This window comes from Prescottella equi, assembly GCF_002094305.1.
Classification (GTDB): Bacteria; Actinomycetota; Actinomycetes; order Mycobacteriales; family Mycobacteriaceae; genus Prescottella; species Prescottella equi.
The window spans coordinates 890,277-906,453 of the sequence record NZ_LWTX01000001.1 but is presented as its reverse complement, the minus strand read 5'-3'; the positions used below and the strand labels follow the sequence as shown (position 1 = coordinate 906,453).

Annotated in this window: 15 protein-coding genes; all 15 read right to left on the bottom strand. The window is 70.0% G+C overall.

Annotation, left to right across the window (positions count from 1 at the left end):
* Nucleotides 1-76: 76 nt before the first annotated feature.
* The gene (locus A6I89_RS04405; RefSeq protein WP_013416355.1) at nucleotides 77-331 is read right to left on the bottom strand and encodes a hypothetical protein; all 255 of its coding nucleotides are present in this window, start codon (nucleotides 329-331) and stop codon (nucleotides 77-79) included.
* Nucleotides 332-374: 43 nt separating this feature from the next.
* Nucleotides 375-1,232 carry a DivIVA-like cell division protein Wag31 gene (gene wag31 / locus A6I89_RS04400; protein ID WP_005512552.1) on the bottom strand — a complete coding sequence of 286 codons (858 nt, stop codon included), beginning with the start codon at nucleotides 1,230-1,232 and terminating at the stop codon, nucleotides 375-377.
* Between the two features lie 114 nt (nucleotides 1,233-1,346).
* On the bottom strand, nucleotides 1,347-1,649 hold the full coding sequence (locus A6I89_RS04395; protein WP_005512551.1) for a YggT family protein: 303 nt from the start codon (nucleotides 1,647-1,649) through the stop codon (nucleotides 1,347-1,349).
* A 117-nt stretch (nucleotides 1,650-1,766) separates the two neighbouring features.
* Complete coding sequence (locus tag A6I89_RS04390) at nucleotides 1,767-2,354, bottom strand: cell division protein SepF (RefSeq protein WP_005512550.1); 588 nt, start codon at nucleotides 2,352-2,354, stop codon at nucleotides 1,767-1,769.
* Nucleotides 2,355-2,451: 97 nt separating this feature from the next.
* The gene (locus A6I89_RS04385; RefSeq protein WP_044991171.1) at nucleotides 2,452-3,180 is read right to left on the bottom strand and encodes a YggS family pyridoxal phosphate-dependent enzyme; all 729 of its coding nucleotides are present in this window, start codon (nucleotides 3,178-3,180) and stop codon (nucleotides 2,452-2,454) included.
* A gap of 22 nt (nucleotides 3,181-3,202) precedes the next feature.
* Nucleotides 3,203-3,928 carry a peptidoglycan editing factor PgeF gene (pgeF, locus tag A6I89_RS04380; protein WP_022596525.1) on the bottom strand — a complete coding sequence of 242 codons (726 nt, stop codon included), beginning with the start codon at nucleotides 3,926-3,928 and terminating at the stop codon, nucleotides 3,203-3,205.
* A gap of 11 nt (nucleotides 3,929-3,939) precedes the next feature.
* Entirely contained in the window at nucleotides 3,940-5,169 is a 1,230-nt protein-coding gene (gene ftsZ, locus A6I89_RS04375; protein WP_013416358.1) for a cell division protein FtsZ, read from the bottom strand.
* 227 nt (nucleotides 5,170-5,396) lie between these two features.
* Complete coding sequence (locus A6I89_RS04370) at nucleotides 5,397-6,170, bottom strand: cell division protein FtsQ/DivIB (protein WP_013416359.1); 774 nt, start codon at nucleotides 6,168-6,170, stop codon at nucleotides 5,397-5,399.
* Between the two features lie 59 nt (nucleotides 6,171-6,229).
* Nucleotides 6,230-7,726 (bottom strand): UDP-N-acetylmuramate--L-alanine ligase, encoded by a 1,497-nt coding sequence (murC, locus tag A6I89_RS04365; RefSeq protein ID WP_005512544.1) that lies wholly within the window; start codon nucleotides 7,724-7,726, stop codon nucleotides 6,230-6,232.
* Nucleotides 7,723-8,877 carry an undecaprenyldiphospho-muramoylpentapeptide beta-N-acetylglucosaminyltransferase gene (murG, locus tag A6I89_RS04360; RefSeq protein WP_044991200.1) on the bottom strand — a complete coding sequence of 385 codons (1,155 nt, stop codon included), beginning with the start codon at nucleotides 8,875-8,877 and terminating at the stop codon, nucleotides 7,723-7,725. Before murG ends, murC begins: the two co-directional genes overlap by 4 nt.
* A 5-nt stretch (nucleotides 8,878-8,882) precedes the next feature.
* Nucleotides 8,883-10,379: a putative lipid II flippase FtsW gene (gene ftsW, locus A6I89_RS04355; protein WP_022596528.1), complete on the bottom strand. Its 1,497-nt coding sequence runs from the start codon at nucleotides 10,377-10,379 to the stop codon at nucleotides 8,883-8,885.
* Nucleotides 10,376-11,887: a UDP-N-acetylmuramoyl-L-alanine--D-glutamate ligase gene (gene murD / locus A6I89_RS04350; protein ID WP_022596529.1), complete on the bottom strand. Its 1,512-nt coding sequence runs from the start codon at nucleotides 11,885-11,887 to the stop codon at nucleotides 10,376-10,378. The genes ftsW and murD overlap by 4 nt, the downstream gene beginning before the upstream one ends.
* A 3-nt stretch (nucleotides 11,888-11,890) precedes the next feature.
* A complete protein-coding gene (gene mraY / locus A6I89_RS04345; protein WP_005512540.1) occupies nucleotides 11,891-12,985 on the bottom strand; it encodes a phospho-N-acetylmuramoyl-pentapeptide-transferase in 1,095 nt (364 codons plus the stop codon).
* Nucleotides 12,982-14,502, bottom strand: coding sequence for a UDP-N-acetylmuramoyl-tripeptide--D-alanyl-D-alanine ligase (locus A6I89_RS04340; RefSeq protein WP_005512539.1), 1,521 nt, complete (start codon nucleotides 14,500-14,502; stop codon nucleotides 12,982-12,984). The genes mraY and A6I89_RS04340 overlap by 4 nt, the downstream gene beginning before the upstream one ends.
* On the bottom strand, nucleotides 14,499-16,142 hold the full coding sequence (locus tag A6I89_RS04335) for a UDP-N-acetylmuramoyl-L-alanyl-D-glutamate--2,6-diaminopimelate ligase (RefSeq protein WP_022596530.1): 1,644 nt from the start codon (nucleotides 16,140-16,142) through the stop codon (nucleotides 14,499-14,501). Before A6I89_RS04335 ends, A6I89_RS04340 begins: the two co-directional genes overlap by 4 nt.
* Nucleotides 16,143-16,177: the final 35 nt, after the last annotated feature.

Sequence of the window (16,177 nt, the reverse complement as noted above, 5' to 3'; positions counted from 1 at the left end):
CGCCCCCACCGAGTACCGACCGTTCTTCCGAAGGCTCCCCGGTGATGGCCGGATCGACGCCGAATGTGCGTTCAGTCTAACCCTGCGTCGAATCGCTTCCGGAATCGCCGTGGTCGGGCAGATCCGCGGTCCCGGTCTCGCCGGGGGGATTCTGCGCCCCCGTCTCGCCGGGCACCGCCTTCCTGCTCGCCAACGCACTGACGAGCAGGAGGACGGCGCCTGCGACACAGACCAGGATGCAACCCCACGCCCAGATGACGGAACCCGTCATCAGAGCGATCACCAGCAACGCGAATCCCGCCGCGGCAAGGACCAACGTCATGACCAGCACGATTCACCCCCTGCTCGGGAGCCGGCCGGGCGTCGACTCGGGGTCAGTTGTTTCCTTTGGCGTACGACTGGGTGAAGCCGGCCTGAGAGCCCGGACCGAAGGTGTCCTGGCCGCCGTCGACCGGAACCGCCGAGCCGCGCTGCTCGAGCTCCTCGAGCTGAGACTCCAGGTACGACTTGAGACGCACCCGGTACTCGCGCTCGAACGTCTTGAGCTGCTCGATGCGGCCTTCGAGGACCGAACGCTGCTGGTTGATCGTCGCCATGATCTCGGTGTGCTTCTTCTCGGCGTCCGCCTGCAGCGCGTCGGCCTTCTCCTTGGCCTGACGCAGCTGGGTCTCCGAGCGGGTCTGGGCATCGGACAGCAGCGACTCGGACTTCTGCTTCGCATCCGCGACCATCGTCTCGGACTTCTGCTTCGCGTCCGCAACCATCGTCTCCGACTTGGTGCGCGCGTCGGTCACCAGCCGCTCGGAGTTGGTGCGGGCATCGCTGAGCAGCTGCTCGGCCTCGGTCTTGGCGTCGCCGGTGAGGCGGTCGGCCATCTCCTGGGCCAGACCCAGCACCTTCGCGGCCTGCATGTTGGCGTCCTCACGCGGCGCGGCCGCGGGGGCCGGCGCAGGCGCGGGCTTGGGGGGCTCGACGACGCGAACCGGCTCGGGCTCCGGCGCCGGAGCGGGCGCGGCTGCCGCCGCGGGACGCGGGGCCTTCTTCGCCTCGGCCAGCTCCTGGTCGAGCTCGCCGACACGCTGACGGAGGTCTGCGTTCTCCTCGATGAGGCGCGACAGCTCCTGCTCGACGAGGTCGAGGAAGGCGTCTACCTCGTCCTCGTTGTAGCCACGCTTCCCGATCGGAGGCTTACTGAACGCAACGTTGTGCACATCAGCTGGAGTCAGCGGCATGGAAGGATCCCTTCACGCATCTTTTGGCGGTCTAGCACGCATTCGGTTCTAGCGCGTTGCGCGTACTCGTTAACCATTTCGTTACCAGTCACACTGTAACTGCGGGCCATTCTGTCACACGAAACCTGCGGGTGAAGCCAGTCCTGCGACCACCTGCATCAGGATGAAGAGCAGGAACAGCAACACCATGATCGAGAGATCGAGCCGGACTCCGCCGAGCGAGATCGGCGGGATCAGTCGGCGCAGGAGCTTCACCGGTGGGTCGGTGACCGTGAAGATCGCCTCAAGGACGACCACCACGAAGCCCGTCGGCCGCCAGTCACGGGCGAAGACTCTGATGAACTCGACGATGATCCGCCCGATGAGCAACAACCAGAAGATGAACAGGATCACGTAGATCACCGAGAACACGGCCACACCTTCACTCTGCCTGACAGGAACCAGTCGATCAAAACCAATGGGGAAGCCGAGCCGCGTGTCACAATCCCGCGAAGCAGCCGACCGGGTCACACGATCCGGCCGACCGCGCCCAGGTCACTTCTGGTTGTAGAAGCCGGTCTCCGCGATCCGGCGGCGCTCCTCCGCGGAAACATCGATGTCGGCGGGCGAGAGCAGGAACACCTTGGTGGCGACCTTGTCGAACGATCCCCGCAGCGCGAAGGCGAGACCGGCGGCGAAATCGACCAGGCGCTTCGCATCGGCGTTGCTCATCTCGACCAGGTCCATGATCACCGGCGTGCCGTCACGGAAACGCTCGCCGATGGTGCGCGCCTCGCCGTAGTCACGGGGACGGAGCGTCGTGATCTTGGACAGCGGGCCGCTCTCGTCGACGGCGGAGCGGCGGCTCTCAACCCGATCGAGCCGCGGGTCGACCGCGAGTGAACCTCGGGTCGGTCGCGGAGCGACTCCGCGCGGCGCGATCGATTCGACGCGCTGATGGGACGGCCGGGGCGCGGGCTCGTAGCGATCGAAGTCGCTGTCGACGTCGTCGCGACGCGCCGACGCGTAACCCGGTTCCGCGTATTCGCGACGGCCCTGACCGGGCTCGTCGATGTAGTCGTCCTCGAAGTCCTCGAGGGGAACCATGCCGAAGTAAGCCTTGAACTTGTGCAGGCTGCTCATTGATCGACCTTCCTGGGCGCGGCGGACTGGTACTGGCTAATCCTGCGGTCGACCGCAGAAATCCGGGTGTGACTGGTGTTCCATGTGTGACTGGTGATCATTTCGAGACTATCGGTCGAGACCCGAGCAGCGCAGTTCCGACACGCACGCACGTCGAACCGTGGCGGACGGCGGACTCCAGATCCCCGGTCATCCCTGCCGACAGCGTCCCCGCACCCGGATGCACCCGCATCAGGTCGGCGTGCACCTCGTGCAACTGCGCGAACGCGGCATCGGGGTCCGCGCCGAGCGGCGGAACCGCCATCACTCCGGCGAGTTCGAGACCGGGCGCGGACGCCACCCGATCCGCGAGACTCTCGAGGTCCGCGACCGGGACACCACCACGCGACGGATCACCGTCGAGACTGACCTGGACGAGAACCTCGACGGCACGTGAACGCTCCCCCGCGTCCAGCGCGGCAGCGACGGCGCCGGACAGCGCATCGGTGAGCCGGCCGCTGTCGAGCGAATGGACCGTGTCGGCCCAGCGCACCACGGACTTCACCTTGTTCCGCTGGAGCCGGCCGATCATGTGCCAGCGCACGGGTTCGGTGACGTCGGGATCGGCGGAGAACTCCGCGACCTTGGTACTCGCCTCCGGTTCCCGCGACTCACCGAACGCCCGGCACCCGAGGTCGTAGAGAACCCGCACATCCGATGCCGGGAAGAACTTGGTCACGGGCAGCAGGGCGACCTCGGACGGCTCCCGACCGGCGTGTCGGCAGGCCGCATCGAGCCTGGCGCGCACGCGCGTCAGGGCCGACGCAACTTCTTCGTGCCTACCCATCCCGACAGTCAACTCTCTTCCGTCACTCCGACCCGGACGGATCCATCCAGATCACGGCGGCCAGCCTTCCGGTCGGTGCGCCCCGACGATGGCTGAACAGTGTCGGATCCTCGATCGTGCAGCGCGGATCCTCCGCGACCCCGGAGACTCCCGCGGCGAGAAGCTGGCGCCGCAGTCCCGCCCGCAGATCGAGGCCCGGGGTGCCCTTCGCCGTCCGCGTCGCGCTGCCCGGAAGGAACTTCTCGACATCTGCCTGCATCGCGGCCGGCACCTCGTACTGGCGGCCACTGGCCGCGGGTCCGAGGAACGCTCCGATCCGCTCGGGACGCGCGCCATGCTCGATCATGGCGCCGAGCACCTTCGGGACGATGCCGATGCGGGCACCGATGCGGCCGGCGTGCACCGCGGCGATCACGCCCGCCTCGTCGTCGGACAGCAGGATCGGGACGCAGTCGGCACTCAGCGTCACCAACGCCAGGCCGGGCACCTTCGTCACCAGCGCATCAGTCGCCGGCACGGGGCCGTCGACCGGCCCGTCGACGACGGTCACGTTGCGACTGTGGATCTGCTCCATCCAGACCAGCCGCTCGAACGGCAGGCCGATGCCTTCGGCCAGTCGACGGCGATTGGCCTCGACCGCCGCGGGATCGTCGCCGACGTGGTCACCGAGATTGAACGAATCGTAGGGTGCCGCGGAGACCCCGCCCGATCGACTCGTGACGACCCGCCGGACCCGAACACCCGTCACAGCTGCCCCGCTCAACGGCGCATGAAGGAAGGCACGTCGACGTCGTCGTCCTCGCCGTCCTCGTTACCGACCGGCACGGCACGCGACCCCGTGGATCCGAGCGGCGGAAGGCTGGATCCGGTGGGCGTACCGACCGGCTCACGCGGGGCCACCGGCGGGGCCGGCGCCGGCTCGGCGGGCGCCGCCGGAGCAGCCGCGGCGGGGCGCTCGGACTGGCCGACCTCACCGGCACGACCGGCACCGATGTTGCCGCGACCGATCGCGGACTGGACCTCGAGCGGACGCTTCACGGGAGCGCCGCCGTCGAAGCCCGCCGCGATGACCGTGACCCGCACCTCGTCGCCGAGCGAATCGTCGATGACCGTTCCGAAGATGATGTTGGCGTCGATGTGCGCGGCCTCCTGGACCAGCGACGCGGCCTCGTTGATCTCGAACAGGCCGAGATCCGAGCCGCCCGCGATCGACAGCAGCACGCCGCGTGCACCTTCCATCGACGCCTCGAGGAGCGGCGAGTTGATCGCCGTCTCCGCAGCCTTGATCGAGCGGCCCTCCCCGCGGGAGGAGCCGATGCCCATCAGCGCGCTGCCGGCACCGGACATGACGCTCTTGACGTCCGCGAAGTCGACGTTGATCAGACCCGGCGTGGTGATGAGGTCGGTGATGCCCTGGACACCGTTGAGGAGAACCTCGTCGGCGCTGCGGAACGCGTCCATCAGGCTCACCGCGGCGTCGCCGAGCTGGAGCAGACGGTCGTTCGGGATGACGATCAGCGTGTCGCAGGACTCGCGGAGCGCGGAGATACCGGACTCCGCCTGCGAGCCACGACGCTTGCCCTCGAACGAGAACGGACGAGTCACGACACCGATCGTGAGAGCACCGAGCTTGCGGGCGATGCTCGCGACGACGGGCGCGCCACCGGTGCCCGTACCGCCACCCTCACCCGCGGTGACGAAGACCATGTCGGCGCCCTTGAGGACCTCTTCGATCTCGTCCTTGTGATCCTCGGCGGCCTTGCGGCCGACCTCCGGGTCGGCGCCGGCGCCGAGGCCGCGGGTGAGCTCGCGTCCGACGTCGAGCTTGACGTCGGCGTCGGACATCAGCAGAGCCTGGGCGTCCGTGTTGACCGCGATGAACTCGACTCCCTTGAGTCCCTGCTCGATCATGCGGTTGACCGCGTTGACGCCGCCGCCGCCGATACCGACGACCTTGATTACGGCGAGGTAGTTGTGCGGGGGCGTCATGGGCTCTCGCCTTCCGTGAGTGGGTTTCGCGCTCGTACTAAGGGGGTGATTGCCGGAAAACCCTCAACCTCAACCACAGGGTCAAGGTTATGTCAAGTAGTCCCTCGAAGCGAAACGCTATGCAGTGGCACAGCGATCCGCCAGCAGGCGCGCCGACACGCGCCAAGTTTTTGCGGGCGTTGGTTGCCGCTGACCTGGATTGCGGTGTGCGGCCCCAGGATCACCCATCACTTTACTGTGGGCAACTCGGGACTCGACACATCGAAGATCCGGCCGGGCTGTGTCAACAGCACGGACACCACCGCCGACTTCCTCTCGGAGCCGTCGGCACTGCCCCACACCACGACACGGCCGTCCACAAGAGTAACCGAGACACTCGAAATCGTCGGCGCGGCAACCTCGGAGACCTGGAAGCGCACGGACTCCGGTAGAGCCCCCAGCACCTCGAGCGCAGCCTGCGTCGCGTGGTCGTCGCGTCCCGGGGTGGGAGTCACCAGACGCACCACACCGAACGGCGGAGGCTCGATCGCGAAATCGACGCCGTTCTCGTCCATGAGGTGGGTGCCCTCCGGGGAATCGAAGAACACCACCGGAATCCGCTCGGTGACCGAGACCACGACGGTCGACGGATACTCGCGCCGCACCCGGGCCTCCGCGACCCGCGGCATGCCGGCGACCCGCTGCGCTGCCGCGGCCGTGTCGACCCGCAGCAACGGCCTGCCCTCCTGGATCCGGGCCTGCGCCAGTACTTCCTCGGACGAGAGCACGCCGTCGCCGACGAACTCGACGCTCCGCACCGACATCAAGGGGCTGAACCACAACGTAGCCGTGAGCGCGACGATCAGCACCGCCACTGTTCCGCCGATCAGGAAGACCTTGCGACGCAACGACCTGGCACGTGCCCGATCGACGGATCCCCGGCCCGACCGCTCCGCCGGCTCCGGCGAATCGACCTGCACGGACGAGCCCTGCGGAACCTGCTCGCTCGGTCGGGAGCGCACCCGGCGGTCCCGCCTGGCGTCGGGTCGTCCGCCCCGCGAGCGACTCCGGCGATCGGAGGTCACATCCGCTCCGAACCGGATCCCGCTGCCGCCGAACGACTGCCGTTGGGGCGAGCCCGCAGTGCGTCGAGGATCTGACCACCGAGCATCGTTACGTCGCCCGCACCCATCGTGATCACGACGTCACCCGGTTCCGCCAGGCTCGCGACCTGACGCGGCACCTGCGACCGATCCGGCTGGTAATGAACGGGTTTCGTCACCGACTGCGCGACCAGTGCCCCGCTCACCCCCGGCAACGGCTCCTCGCGGGCGCCGTAGACGTCGAGCACGACGACCTCGTCCGCCAGATCGAGCGCCTCACCGAATTCCTGCGCGAACGTGACCGTCCGCGAGTATAGATGCGGCTGGAACACCACGACGACCCGGCCCGGCTGCCGGTCGTCGTCGACGAGATCGCTTGCCGCACCGAGGACGGCGCGCACCTCCGTCGGATGGTGCGCATAGTCGTCGAACACCCGAACGCCCCGCTCACGCCCGGTGAACTGGAATCGGCGATGGACTCCGCCGAACCCGGCGAGCCCCTCGAGCAGTTCGTCGATCGACGCCCCCGCGCCGCGACCGGCGAGCAGGGCGGCAAGCGCGTTGAGCGCCATGTGCTTTCCGGGGACCCCGAGGCGCAGAGTGCGCGCGGCGTCCTCACCGGCGAACCTGATCTGGGCCACTCCCCCGGTATCGCGGGCCTCCCACGACACCAGCTCGACGCCGACCGGCACGGGACCGGCGGCGGCCACACCGTCCGCGGTGCCGTAACCGACGACGCGGACGTCGTCGCGGCCCGCCTCGATCGTGCGGCGTGCGAGCGCCGCCGAACCGGGGTCGTCGAGACACGCCACCAGCAGGCCGCCCGGCGCGATCCGCGCGACGAAGTCGTCGAAGACCTGGACGTACGCGTCGCTGGTTCCGAAGAAGTCGAGATGATCGGCCTCGACGTTGGTGACGATCACCACGTCGGGGTCGTACTGCAGCAGCGAGCCGTCGCTCTCGTCCGCCTCGGCGACGAAGACGTCACCGGTGCCGTGGTGCGCGTTGGTGCCCGCCTCGTTCAGCTCACCGCCGACCGCGAACGACGGATCGAATCCGCAGTGCTGCAAAGCGACCACGAGCATCGAGGTGGTCGACGTCTTCCCGTGCGTACCCGACACGAGGAGCGTGCGGTGGCCCTGCATGAGGGACGCGAGCACCGCCGGCCGGAGGATCACCGGGATCCCCCGAGCCGCCGCCTCCACGAGTTCGGGATTGTCCTTCGGGATCGCGGCGTGCGTGGTGACCACAGCGGTCGGCCCGCCCGGCAACAGGTCGAGTGCGCTCGCGTCGTGGCCGATCCGCACCACGGCGCCGCGGGCGCGCAACGACAGCACCCCGCGGCTCTCCTTCGCGTCGGAACCGGATACCTGACCGCCGCGAGCGAGCAGGATCCGCGCGATGCCGGACATGCCCGCACCGCCGATCCCGACCATGTGCACCCGCTCGAGCCCCACGGGTAGCTGCTCACTCATCGGTTTCCCCTTGCTACGTCGACAACGATCTGCGCGACCGCAGCGGCTGCACTGCGGTGACCGGCGCCGGCGGCGCAGCGACCCATCTCGTCGAGTCGCGCCCGGTCTCCGAGCAGCGGTACGACGGTGTCCGCCACGAACTGCGGCGTCAGTTCCGCGTCTGCCACGATCATCCCACCACCCGCAGCGACGACGGGCCGGGCGTTCAGTTCCTGCTCACCGTTTCCGTGTGGCAACGGCACGTAGACGGCAGGCAGACCGACCGCGGACACCTCGGCTACCGTCATCGCACCGGAACGGCAGATCACGGCGTCCGCCGCGGAGTACGCGAGATCCATCTGCTTGAGGTACGGCACCGCCACGTAGGGCGCCGCCACCCCCGATTCGACGTCGACCGAATTCTTGGGCCCGTACGCGTGCAGCACCGACACACCCGCCGCGGCGAGCTGCGGCGCGGCGCCGACGACGGCCTCGTTGAGCGACCGCGCACCCTGGGAACCGCCGAACACCAGCAGCACCGGTCCTTCGGCGGGCAGACCGAAATGCTCGCGCGCCTTCGCCCGCAGCGCCGCCCGGTCCAGGCCCGTGATCGACGAGCGCACCGGAATACCCACCACCTCGGCGTCCGCCGCTCCCCGGGCCGCGACGCCCGAGCCGGGGACCGCCGCGAGCACGCGTCGGGCCCGGCGGGCGCCGATCTTGTTGGCGATACCGGCACTCGCGTTGGCCTCGTGAATGACGATCGGAATCCTCCGGCGCCGCCGCAGTAACCCGGCCCCGGCCGCCAGGTAGGCCGGCAGCGCGACGTACCCGCCGAACCCGACTATCACGTCGGCGTCGGTGCGGTCGAGCACCTCACGGGTGGCGGCGATGGAGCGTCGCAGCCTGCCCGGCAGGCGCAGCAGGTCCATCGTCGGTTTACGCGGCAGTGGAACCGGCGGGATCAGTTCGAGGGGGTAACCGCGCTCGGGGACGAGAGTGGTCTCGAGTCCGCGCTGCGTGCCCAGCGCCGTCACCACGGCGGACGGGTCGAGCGCGCGGACCGCGTCCGCCACGGCCATCGCCGGCTCGATGTGTCCGGCGGTCCCGCCGCCGGCGACCACCACCGAAAGGGCAGTGTTTCTGCCGTTCCTGCCGTTCCTGCCGTTCACGCCGCTCACCTACGTATTCCTCGCTCTCCTGGACGCGGGTCGCGCGCACGCGTCGCGCGCCCCCGCTCCGTCATGGGGCTTCGCCCCTCGTTGTCGTCCGGCCGTCGGCCCCTGGCCGGCGGCGTTCGGCGGGCCGTGTCGTGTCCACGGCCCTGTGGTTGTCCGTACGGATTGCCGGCGCCGATCCGCTCGGTCCGAGCGGGGGCCCGCTCGCCGCGCGCCGGCTGGATCTTCCGATTCTCCTGCCCGCGGACCACCGCGGCGCCCCGCTTCCGAGGCGGGATGTACGCCGCCGGCTTCGGCAGCCGGAGCAGGCGCGCGACGCGGCCGTCCTGACCGCTGTGCAGCGCCGACACCGCCTCGGGTTCGTGCCGGGCCGCGTTCGCGACGAGGCCGAACATCAGTAGCGTCGTCGCCGTCGACGTGCCGCCCGCCGACACCAACGGCAACTGCAGACCCGTCACCGGCAGGACGCCGACGACGTAGCCGATGTTGATGAACGCCTGGCCGGTGATCCACGCGGTGGCGGTCGCGGTCAGCAGCTGCAGGAACGGGTCGGCCGACCGGCGAGCGATTCGCAGGCCGGTGTAGACGAACAACGCGAACAGACCGATCACGGCGCCGGCGCCGATGAAGCCGAGCTCTTCGCCGATGATCGCGAAGATGAAGTCGTTGTGCGCGTTCGGGAGATAACTCCACTTGGCGCGGCTCTGGCCGAGTCCTTCGCCGAACAGGCTGCCGTCGGCGAGCGCGTACTTGGCCTGCCGCGCCTGGTAGCCCGCGCCCTGGGCGTCGTCACCCGGGTTCAGGAAGGACTGGACACGCGCGGATCGGTACCCCGCGGTGAGCGCCAGTGTGGTCGCGGCAGTCGCGCCGGCCACCAGCAGGGACAGGAAGATCTTGAGCGGCAGACCGGCGAACCAGAGCAGCGCCAGCAGGATGATCGCGAGCGAGATGGTGGTGCCCAGGTCGGGCTGCAGGACGATCAGGAAGAACACCACCAGCGCCGCCGGCACCAGCGGTATCAGCATCTCCCTGAGCGGGGGGTTCTCGCGCCGCCGCGTAGCGAGGAGATGCGCACCCCACACCGCGAACGCGATCTTCGCCAGCTCCGACGGCTGCAGGGAGATCGGGCCGATCACGAACCAGCCACGCGTGCCCTGGGACTCCGTACCGATACCCGGAATCAACACCAGCACGAGCATCACGATGGTCACGCCGAACGCGGGCAGCGCCCACTTGCGCAGCAGGCGCACCGGAACGATCAGCGCGCAGTAGAAGATCACCAGACCGACCGTGGCGAAGATCAGCTGTGAGACGAACTTGCCGTACGCCGAACCGTCACGAGCCACCGACTCGACACTCGACGACGACAGAACCATCACCAGACCGAGGACGGTCAGCAGCATCGCGATCGTGACGACGAGATGGAACGACGTCAGCGGACGCGCAAGCCACGCACCGATCCTGGTGCGCGGCGCACGTTCGCCCGCCGTGGTCATCCCTCGATCCCCCGGCCGGTGTCGGCAGCGGTCAGCGCGGCGGCCGCCGCGGCGAAACTGCGTCCACGGTGCCCGTACGAGTCGAACATGTCGAGCGACGCCGCCGCGGGCGCGAGCAGGACGACGTCGCCCGGCGCAGCCAGCGCCGCAGCGGTCCGCACCGCCTCCGCCATCACGGTGTCCGCGTCCGCCGCGGGAAGATCGAGGTGAAGCGCCGGCTCGGCGCCTTCCTCGGGCCCGTCCACACCCTCATGGCCCCCATCGTCGCCCGCGCGGACGAGAACGACCGGAACCTCGGGGGCGTGTCGTGCGAGCGCGTCCGCTATCGCCCCGGCATCACGGCCGATCAGGACCGCCCCGGCGATCCGCTCGCCCACCTCGGCGACGAGGTCGTCCACGCGGGCGCCCTTGAGCAGGCCGCCGGCGATCCACACGACCGAATCGTGCGCGACGATCGACGAGCGCGCCGCATGCGGATTGGTCGCCTTCGAGTCGTCGACGAACGTGATCTCCGCGAGCGTGCGGACGACCTGCGCTCGGTGCGGGCCCACGCGATGCGCACGCAGTCCCGCGGCAACCGCATCGGTGGTGACACCGATCGCGCGGGCCAGCGCAGCGGCCGCCAGCGCGTCGGACACTCCCGCCGGCCCCGGCGGGCTGATCTCGTCCGCTGGAACGAGGGCTGCGCCGTACGCGAACGCGCGATCGACGAGCACGCCGTCGACGACGCCGAGTTCGTTCTGGTCGGGTTCGCCCAGGCGGAATCCGATCGTGCGCCCGTCCCGCGGGCGGTCCGCCAGCGAGGCCGCCACCGGGTCGTCGAGCCCGACGACCGCGACGGCGCCCGTCAGAGCCTGTGCCTTGGCGTCGACGTATCCCGGCATGCCGCCGTGCCAGTCCAGGTGGTCCTCGGCGATGTTGAGCACGACCCCCGCCGCGGGCCGAACCGACGGCGCCCAGTGCAGCTGGAAGGACGACAGCTCGACGGCCAGCACCTCCGCCCGCGGCTGCGCCCGCAGCGCATCGAGGACCGGGAGACCGATGTTGCCGCACGCGGCGGACACGAAACCGGCCGCCTCGAGGATCGAGTGCAGCATCGACGTCGTGGTCGTCTTGCCGTTGGTCCCGGTGACGACCAGCCACTGCCGCGGCGGTCCGTACATCCCCGACCGGTCGACGTGCCACGTGAATTCGATGTCGCCCCACACCGGAACCCCCGCGGCCGCGGCGGCGGCCAGCACGGGTGCGTCGGGCCGGAAGCCCGGGCTCGTGACGACGAGCTCGAACTCGGCCATCCGCCGAGGATCCGCCGCCAGGTCGTCGACCGGCACCGTGGACGCCCCCGCCTCCGCGCAACGCGCGAGCGCGTCGGCCGCGGTGTCGGTGACCGTCACGTGTGCCCCGAGGTCGTGCAGCGGCGCGATGACTGCCCGACCGGAGATGCCCGCGCCGGTCACCAGGACCCGGGCACCGCGCAGCCCGTCCAGGTTCGCAGGATCGATCGGCATGGATCAGTCCCCGATCGCCGCGAGGTACTCGCTGTAGAACAACGCCAACCCGATCGCGGACGCGATCGCCGCCAGCAACCAGAATCTGATGATCACCTGGGTTTCCGCCCAGCCACCGAGTTCGAAGTGGTGATGGAACGGTGCCATCCGGAAGACCCTTCGGCGACTCGATCGGAAGACCGCCACCTGGATGACCACCGACGCGGCCTCGGCGACGAACAGCGCGCCGATGACGACCATCAGCAGTTCGGTGCGGGTCGTGATGGACAGACCCGCGAGCATGCCACCGAGAGCCAGCGACCCGGTGTCCCCCATGAAGATCTTCGCCGGCGCGGCGTTCCACCACAGGAAGCCGATGCACGCCGCGGCACCCGCCGCGCACAGCAGCGCCAGGTCCAGTGGGTCGCGGACGTCGTAGCAGCCCTTGGCGGGTCCGGCGGTGACCGGCCCGCCACTGCACGCGTTGCGGTACTGCCAGAACGTGATGATGACGTAGGCACCGAGCACGAGGCTCATCGAGCCCGCCGCGAGACCGTCGAGCCCGTCGGTGAGATTCACCGCGTTCGACCACGCGCTCACCAGCAGGTACACGAACAGGATGAAGACGATCGAACCCATGCTGACGGTCGCGATGTCGCGTACGTAGGACAGGTGCACGCTGCCGGGTGTCAGACCGTTGCCACCGCGGAACTGTAGCGCCAGGATCGCGAAGACCACGGCCGCCACGAGCTGGCCGACCAGCTTGGCGGTCTTGTTCAGGCCCAGGTTGCGCTGCTTGCGGATCTTGATGAAGTCGTCGAGGAAGCCGACCGCGCCGAGCGCGGTCGTCAGGCCGAGGACCAGCAGACCCGACGCCGTCGGGCCCTCCGCGTCGTAGCCGATGCCGATCAGGTGCGAACCCCAGTAGCCGGCCCACAGACCGGCCAGGATGGCGACACCACCCATCGTGGGCGTCCCCCGCTTGGCCTGGTGGCTCGCGGGCCCCTCGACCCGGATCTCCTGCCCGAAGCCCTGCCGCGAGAAGACCTTGATCAAGACCGGTGTCAGCAGGATGGAGACGGCGAGCGCGATGCCCGCGGCGAAGAGGATCTGCCTCACTGCGGCGCCTCCTCGCCGGTCACCGAACCCGCCACGGGCGCCGCGAGCACGGCATCCGCGACCTCCCACAGACCGATCGACTGCGACGCCTTCACCAGCACCAGATCACCGGCCCTCAGTTCCTGCTCGAGCAGTGCGATCGCGCTCGCACCGTCGGGCACGTGGATCGCCTCGTCACCCCACGAACCTTCCATCACCGCTCCCTGGTACATCGCGCGGACGGGCCGGCCCGGTCCGACGAGGATCAGCTTGGTCACGTCCAAGCGCACCGCGAACCGTCCGATCGCGTCGTGCTCGACCACTGATTCTGGCCCCAGTTCCGCCATTTCACCGAGGACCGCCCACGTCCGGCGCGCCGGACCACGTCCCGACCGCGCCATGGACACCAGCGCCTTGATCGCGGCGCGCATCGAATCGGGGTTGGCGTTGTACGAGTCGTTGACGACGGTCACGCCGTCGGACCGGTCCCGGACCTCCATGCGGCGGGCCGACACGGGCGCCGCCCCGCCGAGGGCCGCAGCGATCTGATCGAGGGTCGCACCGCACTCGAGTGCGACGGCGGCCGCCGCGAGCGCGTTGCCGACGTGGTGCTCGCCGTGGACCGCGAGAGTGACCGGGACCGCCCCGGCCGCGCACGTCAGCGTGAAGCTCGCGCGCGCCTGGTCGTCGAGGCGCACGTCGGTGGCGCGGACGTCGGCGTTGCCGGACAGGCCGACCATCACCACGCGCGCCTCGGTCCGGTCCGCCATCGCCGCGACCAGCGGGTCGTCGGCGTTGAGGACCGCCACTCCGCCGTCGGCCGCGGACGGCAGCGATGCGGGCAGTTCGCCCTTGGTCTCCGCGATCGCCTCGCGCGAGCCGAACTCGCCGAGATGCGCGGTACCGACGTTGAGGACCACTCCGATACGGGGTGGTGCGATCTCCGCGAGCGCCGCGATGTGGCCACGGCCGCGCGCGGACATCTCGAGCACCAGGAACCGGGTGTCGGCGTCGGCGCGCAGCGCGGTCCACGGATGTCCCAGTTCGTTGTTGAACGACCCGGGGGGCGCGACGACCGATCCCAGCGGCGACAGCACCGCGGCGAGCAGGTCCTTCGTGGACGTCTTGCCCGACGACCCCGTGACGCCCACGACCGTCAGCCCCGACTCGGTGGTGAGCCGGTCGACGCTGGCGCGGGCCAGCTTGCCGAGCGCCGCCAGCACCGCGGCCCCGGACCCGTCACGATCGTGTTCGAGGGCCAGTGCCCCGTTGCCCGACGCGCCGAGCGGCTCGACGACGATCGCGGGAACCCCGACGGGACGCGCCGCGAGCACCGCGACCGCACCGGCCGCGACCGCACCGGCCGCGTGGTCGTGGCCGTCCACCCGCGCACCGGGCAGCGCCAGGAACAGGCCACCCGAGGTGATCTTGCGGGAATCGAACTCCACCGTTCCCGAGACGGTTGCCGACGGATCGTCGACGTCGTGGAGCGTCCCGCCGACCGCCTGAGCGATCTGAGCGAGCGTCATCGGGATCATGCGTTTCCTCCGTGTGCGCGATCCTCGGGGACGATCCGTGCGATCGCCGCTGCCAGGACCTCGCGGTCGTCGAATGGGTGTTTCACCCCGTGGACCTCCTGGCCCGACTCGTGCCCCTTACCGGCCACGAGCACCACGTCACCGGTCCGCGCCCAGCGGACCGCCGCGGCGATGGCATCCGCGCGGTCACCGATCTCGCGGACCTCCCCGCGCTCGGCGTCCGGAACGGCCACGGCTCCGGCGAGCATCTGTGCGCGGATGGCGGCGGGGTCCTCGGTCCGCGGATTGTCGTCGGTGACCACCAAGAGGTCGGCGCCGCGGGCGCCGGCCTCGCCCATCAGGGGCCGCTTGCCGCGGTCGCGGTCACCGCCGGCACCGACGACGACGGCGATCCGCCCCTTCGTCTGCCCGCGCAGGGTCGCGATGACGGCTTCCAGTGCTGCCGGCTTGTGGGCGTAGTCGACGACTGCGAGGAAGTCCTGGCCCCGCTCGACGCGTTCCACCCGACCCGGGACGTCGACGTTCGCGATCCCGGCCAGAGCGGCGTCCACGTCGGCTCCCGCCGAACAGCAGATCGCGGCGGCCAGCGCGGCGTTGGCGACGTTGTAGTGGCCGGGTAGGCGAAGTGTCGCGGTGCGCGGCGTGCCGTCGGGACCGGTGAGGGTGAAGACCTGGTTTCCGGTGTCGGACGACGACGTGGCGGTGGCCGTCCAATCGGCGGGCGGGTGCGTGGACACGGTCTCCACCGCGTCCGCGTCAGCGGGATGCGCGTGGCGGGCGATCTCGGCCATCCGGACGCCCCACCGGTCGTCGGTGCAGATCACTGCGCGCTGGGCGCACACCGCGGAGTCGGCGGCGAACAGCCGGCTCTTGGCGTTGAAGTAGTCGTCGAAATCCTTGTGGAAGTCGAGGTGATCCTGCGACAGGTTGGTGAATGCCCCGATCGAGAATCGGACGCCGTCGACCCGGCCCAGCGCCAGCGCGTGACTCGACACCTCCATGACGACCGTGTCGATGCCGCGTTCACGCATCGCCGCGAACAGCGCGTGCAACTGCGGCGCCTCCGGCGTCGTCAGGGCGCTCGGCACCCGATGCCCCGCCACTCGCGTCTCGATCGTGCCGACCAGGCCGATCGTGTGCCCGGCCGCGGCGAGACCCGCTTCGACCAGGTACGACGTCGTGGTCTTCCCCGAGGTGCCGGTGATTCCGATGATCTGCATGTGCTCGGACGGGTGCCCGTAAATGGTCGCCGAGGCCTCGCCGAGGACCTGCCGCGGATCGGGGTGCACCAGCACCGGCAGCGACGCGGCCGACTCCTCGGTGCCCGCAGCGAGCATCGCGACGCCGGCGTCGTCGGTGAGAACGGCGGACGCACCGGCAGCGATGGCGACACCCACGAACTCCGCCCCGTGTGTGTGGGCTCCGGGCAGCGCGGCGAACAGGTCGCCGCGGCGCACGGCCTGCGCCCGCAACTCGACGCCCGTCACGTCACCGGCGTCGGCGCCGGGCGACCCGATCCACTCGAGTCGGGCACCGATCCGCGCCGCGAGGTCGGTCAGGGCAGTGAACGGTGGATTCTCCGGCCGGAGACCACCCACCGCCGCCGCGTCCGGCGTTGACGGCTGCGGACTCGGATGCACAGGCAGTAGGTCCTCTCGGGTCGCTTCGGATCGGG

Bases quoted from the DNA above. Each gene is read 5' to 3' on its own strand.
- wag31 (WP_005512552.1), bottom strand. From the start codon at position 1,232: ATGCCGCTGACTCCAGCTGATGTGCACAACGTTGCGTTCAGTAAGCCT.
- A6I89_RS04390 (WP_005512550.1), bottom strand. From the start codon at position 2,354: ATGAGCAGCCTGCACAAGTTCAAGGCTTACTTCGGCATGGTTCCCCTC.
- A6I89_RS04385 (WP_044991171.1), bottom strand. From the start codon at position 3,180: ATGGGTAGGCACGAAGAAGTTGCGTCGGCCCTGACGCGCGTGCGCGCC.
- ftsZ (WP_013416358.1), bottom strand. From the start codon at position 5,169: ATGACGCCCCCGCACAACTACCTCGCCGTAATCAAGGTCGTCGGTATC.
- murC (WP_005512544.1), bottom strand. From the start codon at position 7,726: ATGAGTGAGCAGCTACCCGTGGGGCTCGAGCGGGTGCACATGGTCGGG.
- ftsW (WP_022596528.1), bottom strand. From the start codon at position 10,379: ATGACCACGGCGGGCGAACGTGCGCCGCGCACCAGGATCGGTGCGTGG.
- murD (WP_022596529.1), bottom strand. From the start codon at position 11,887: ATGCCGATCGATCCTGCGAACCTGGACGGGCTGCGCGGTGCCCGGGTC.
- A6I89_RS04340 (WP_005512539.1), bottom strand. From the start codon at position 14,502: ATGATCCCGATGACGCTCGCTCAGATCGCTCAGGCGGTCGGCGGGACG.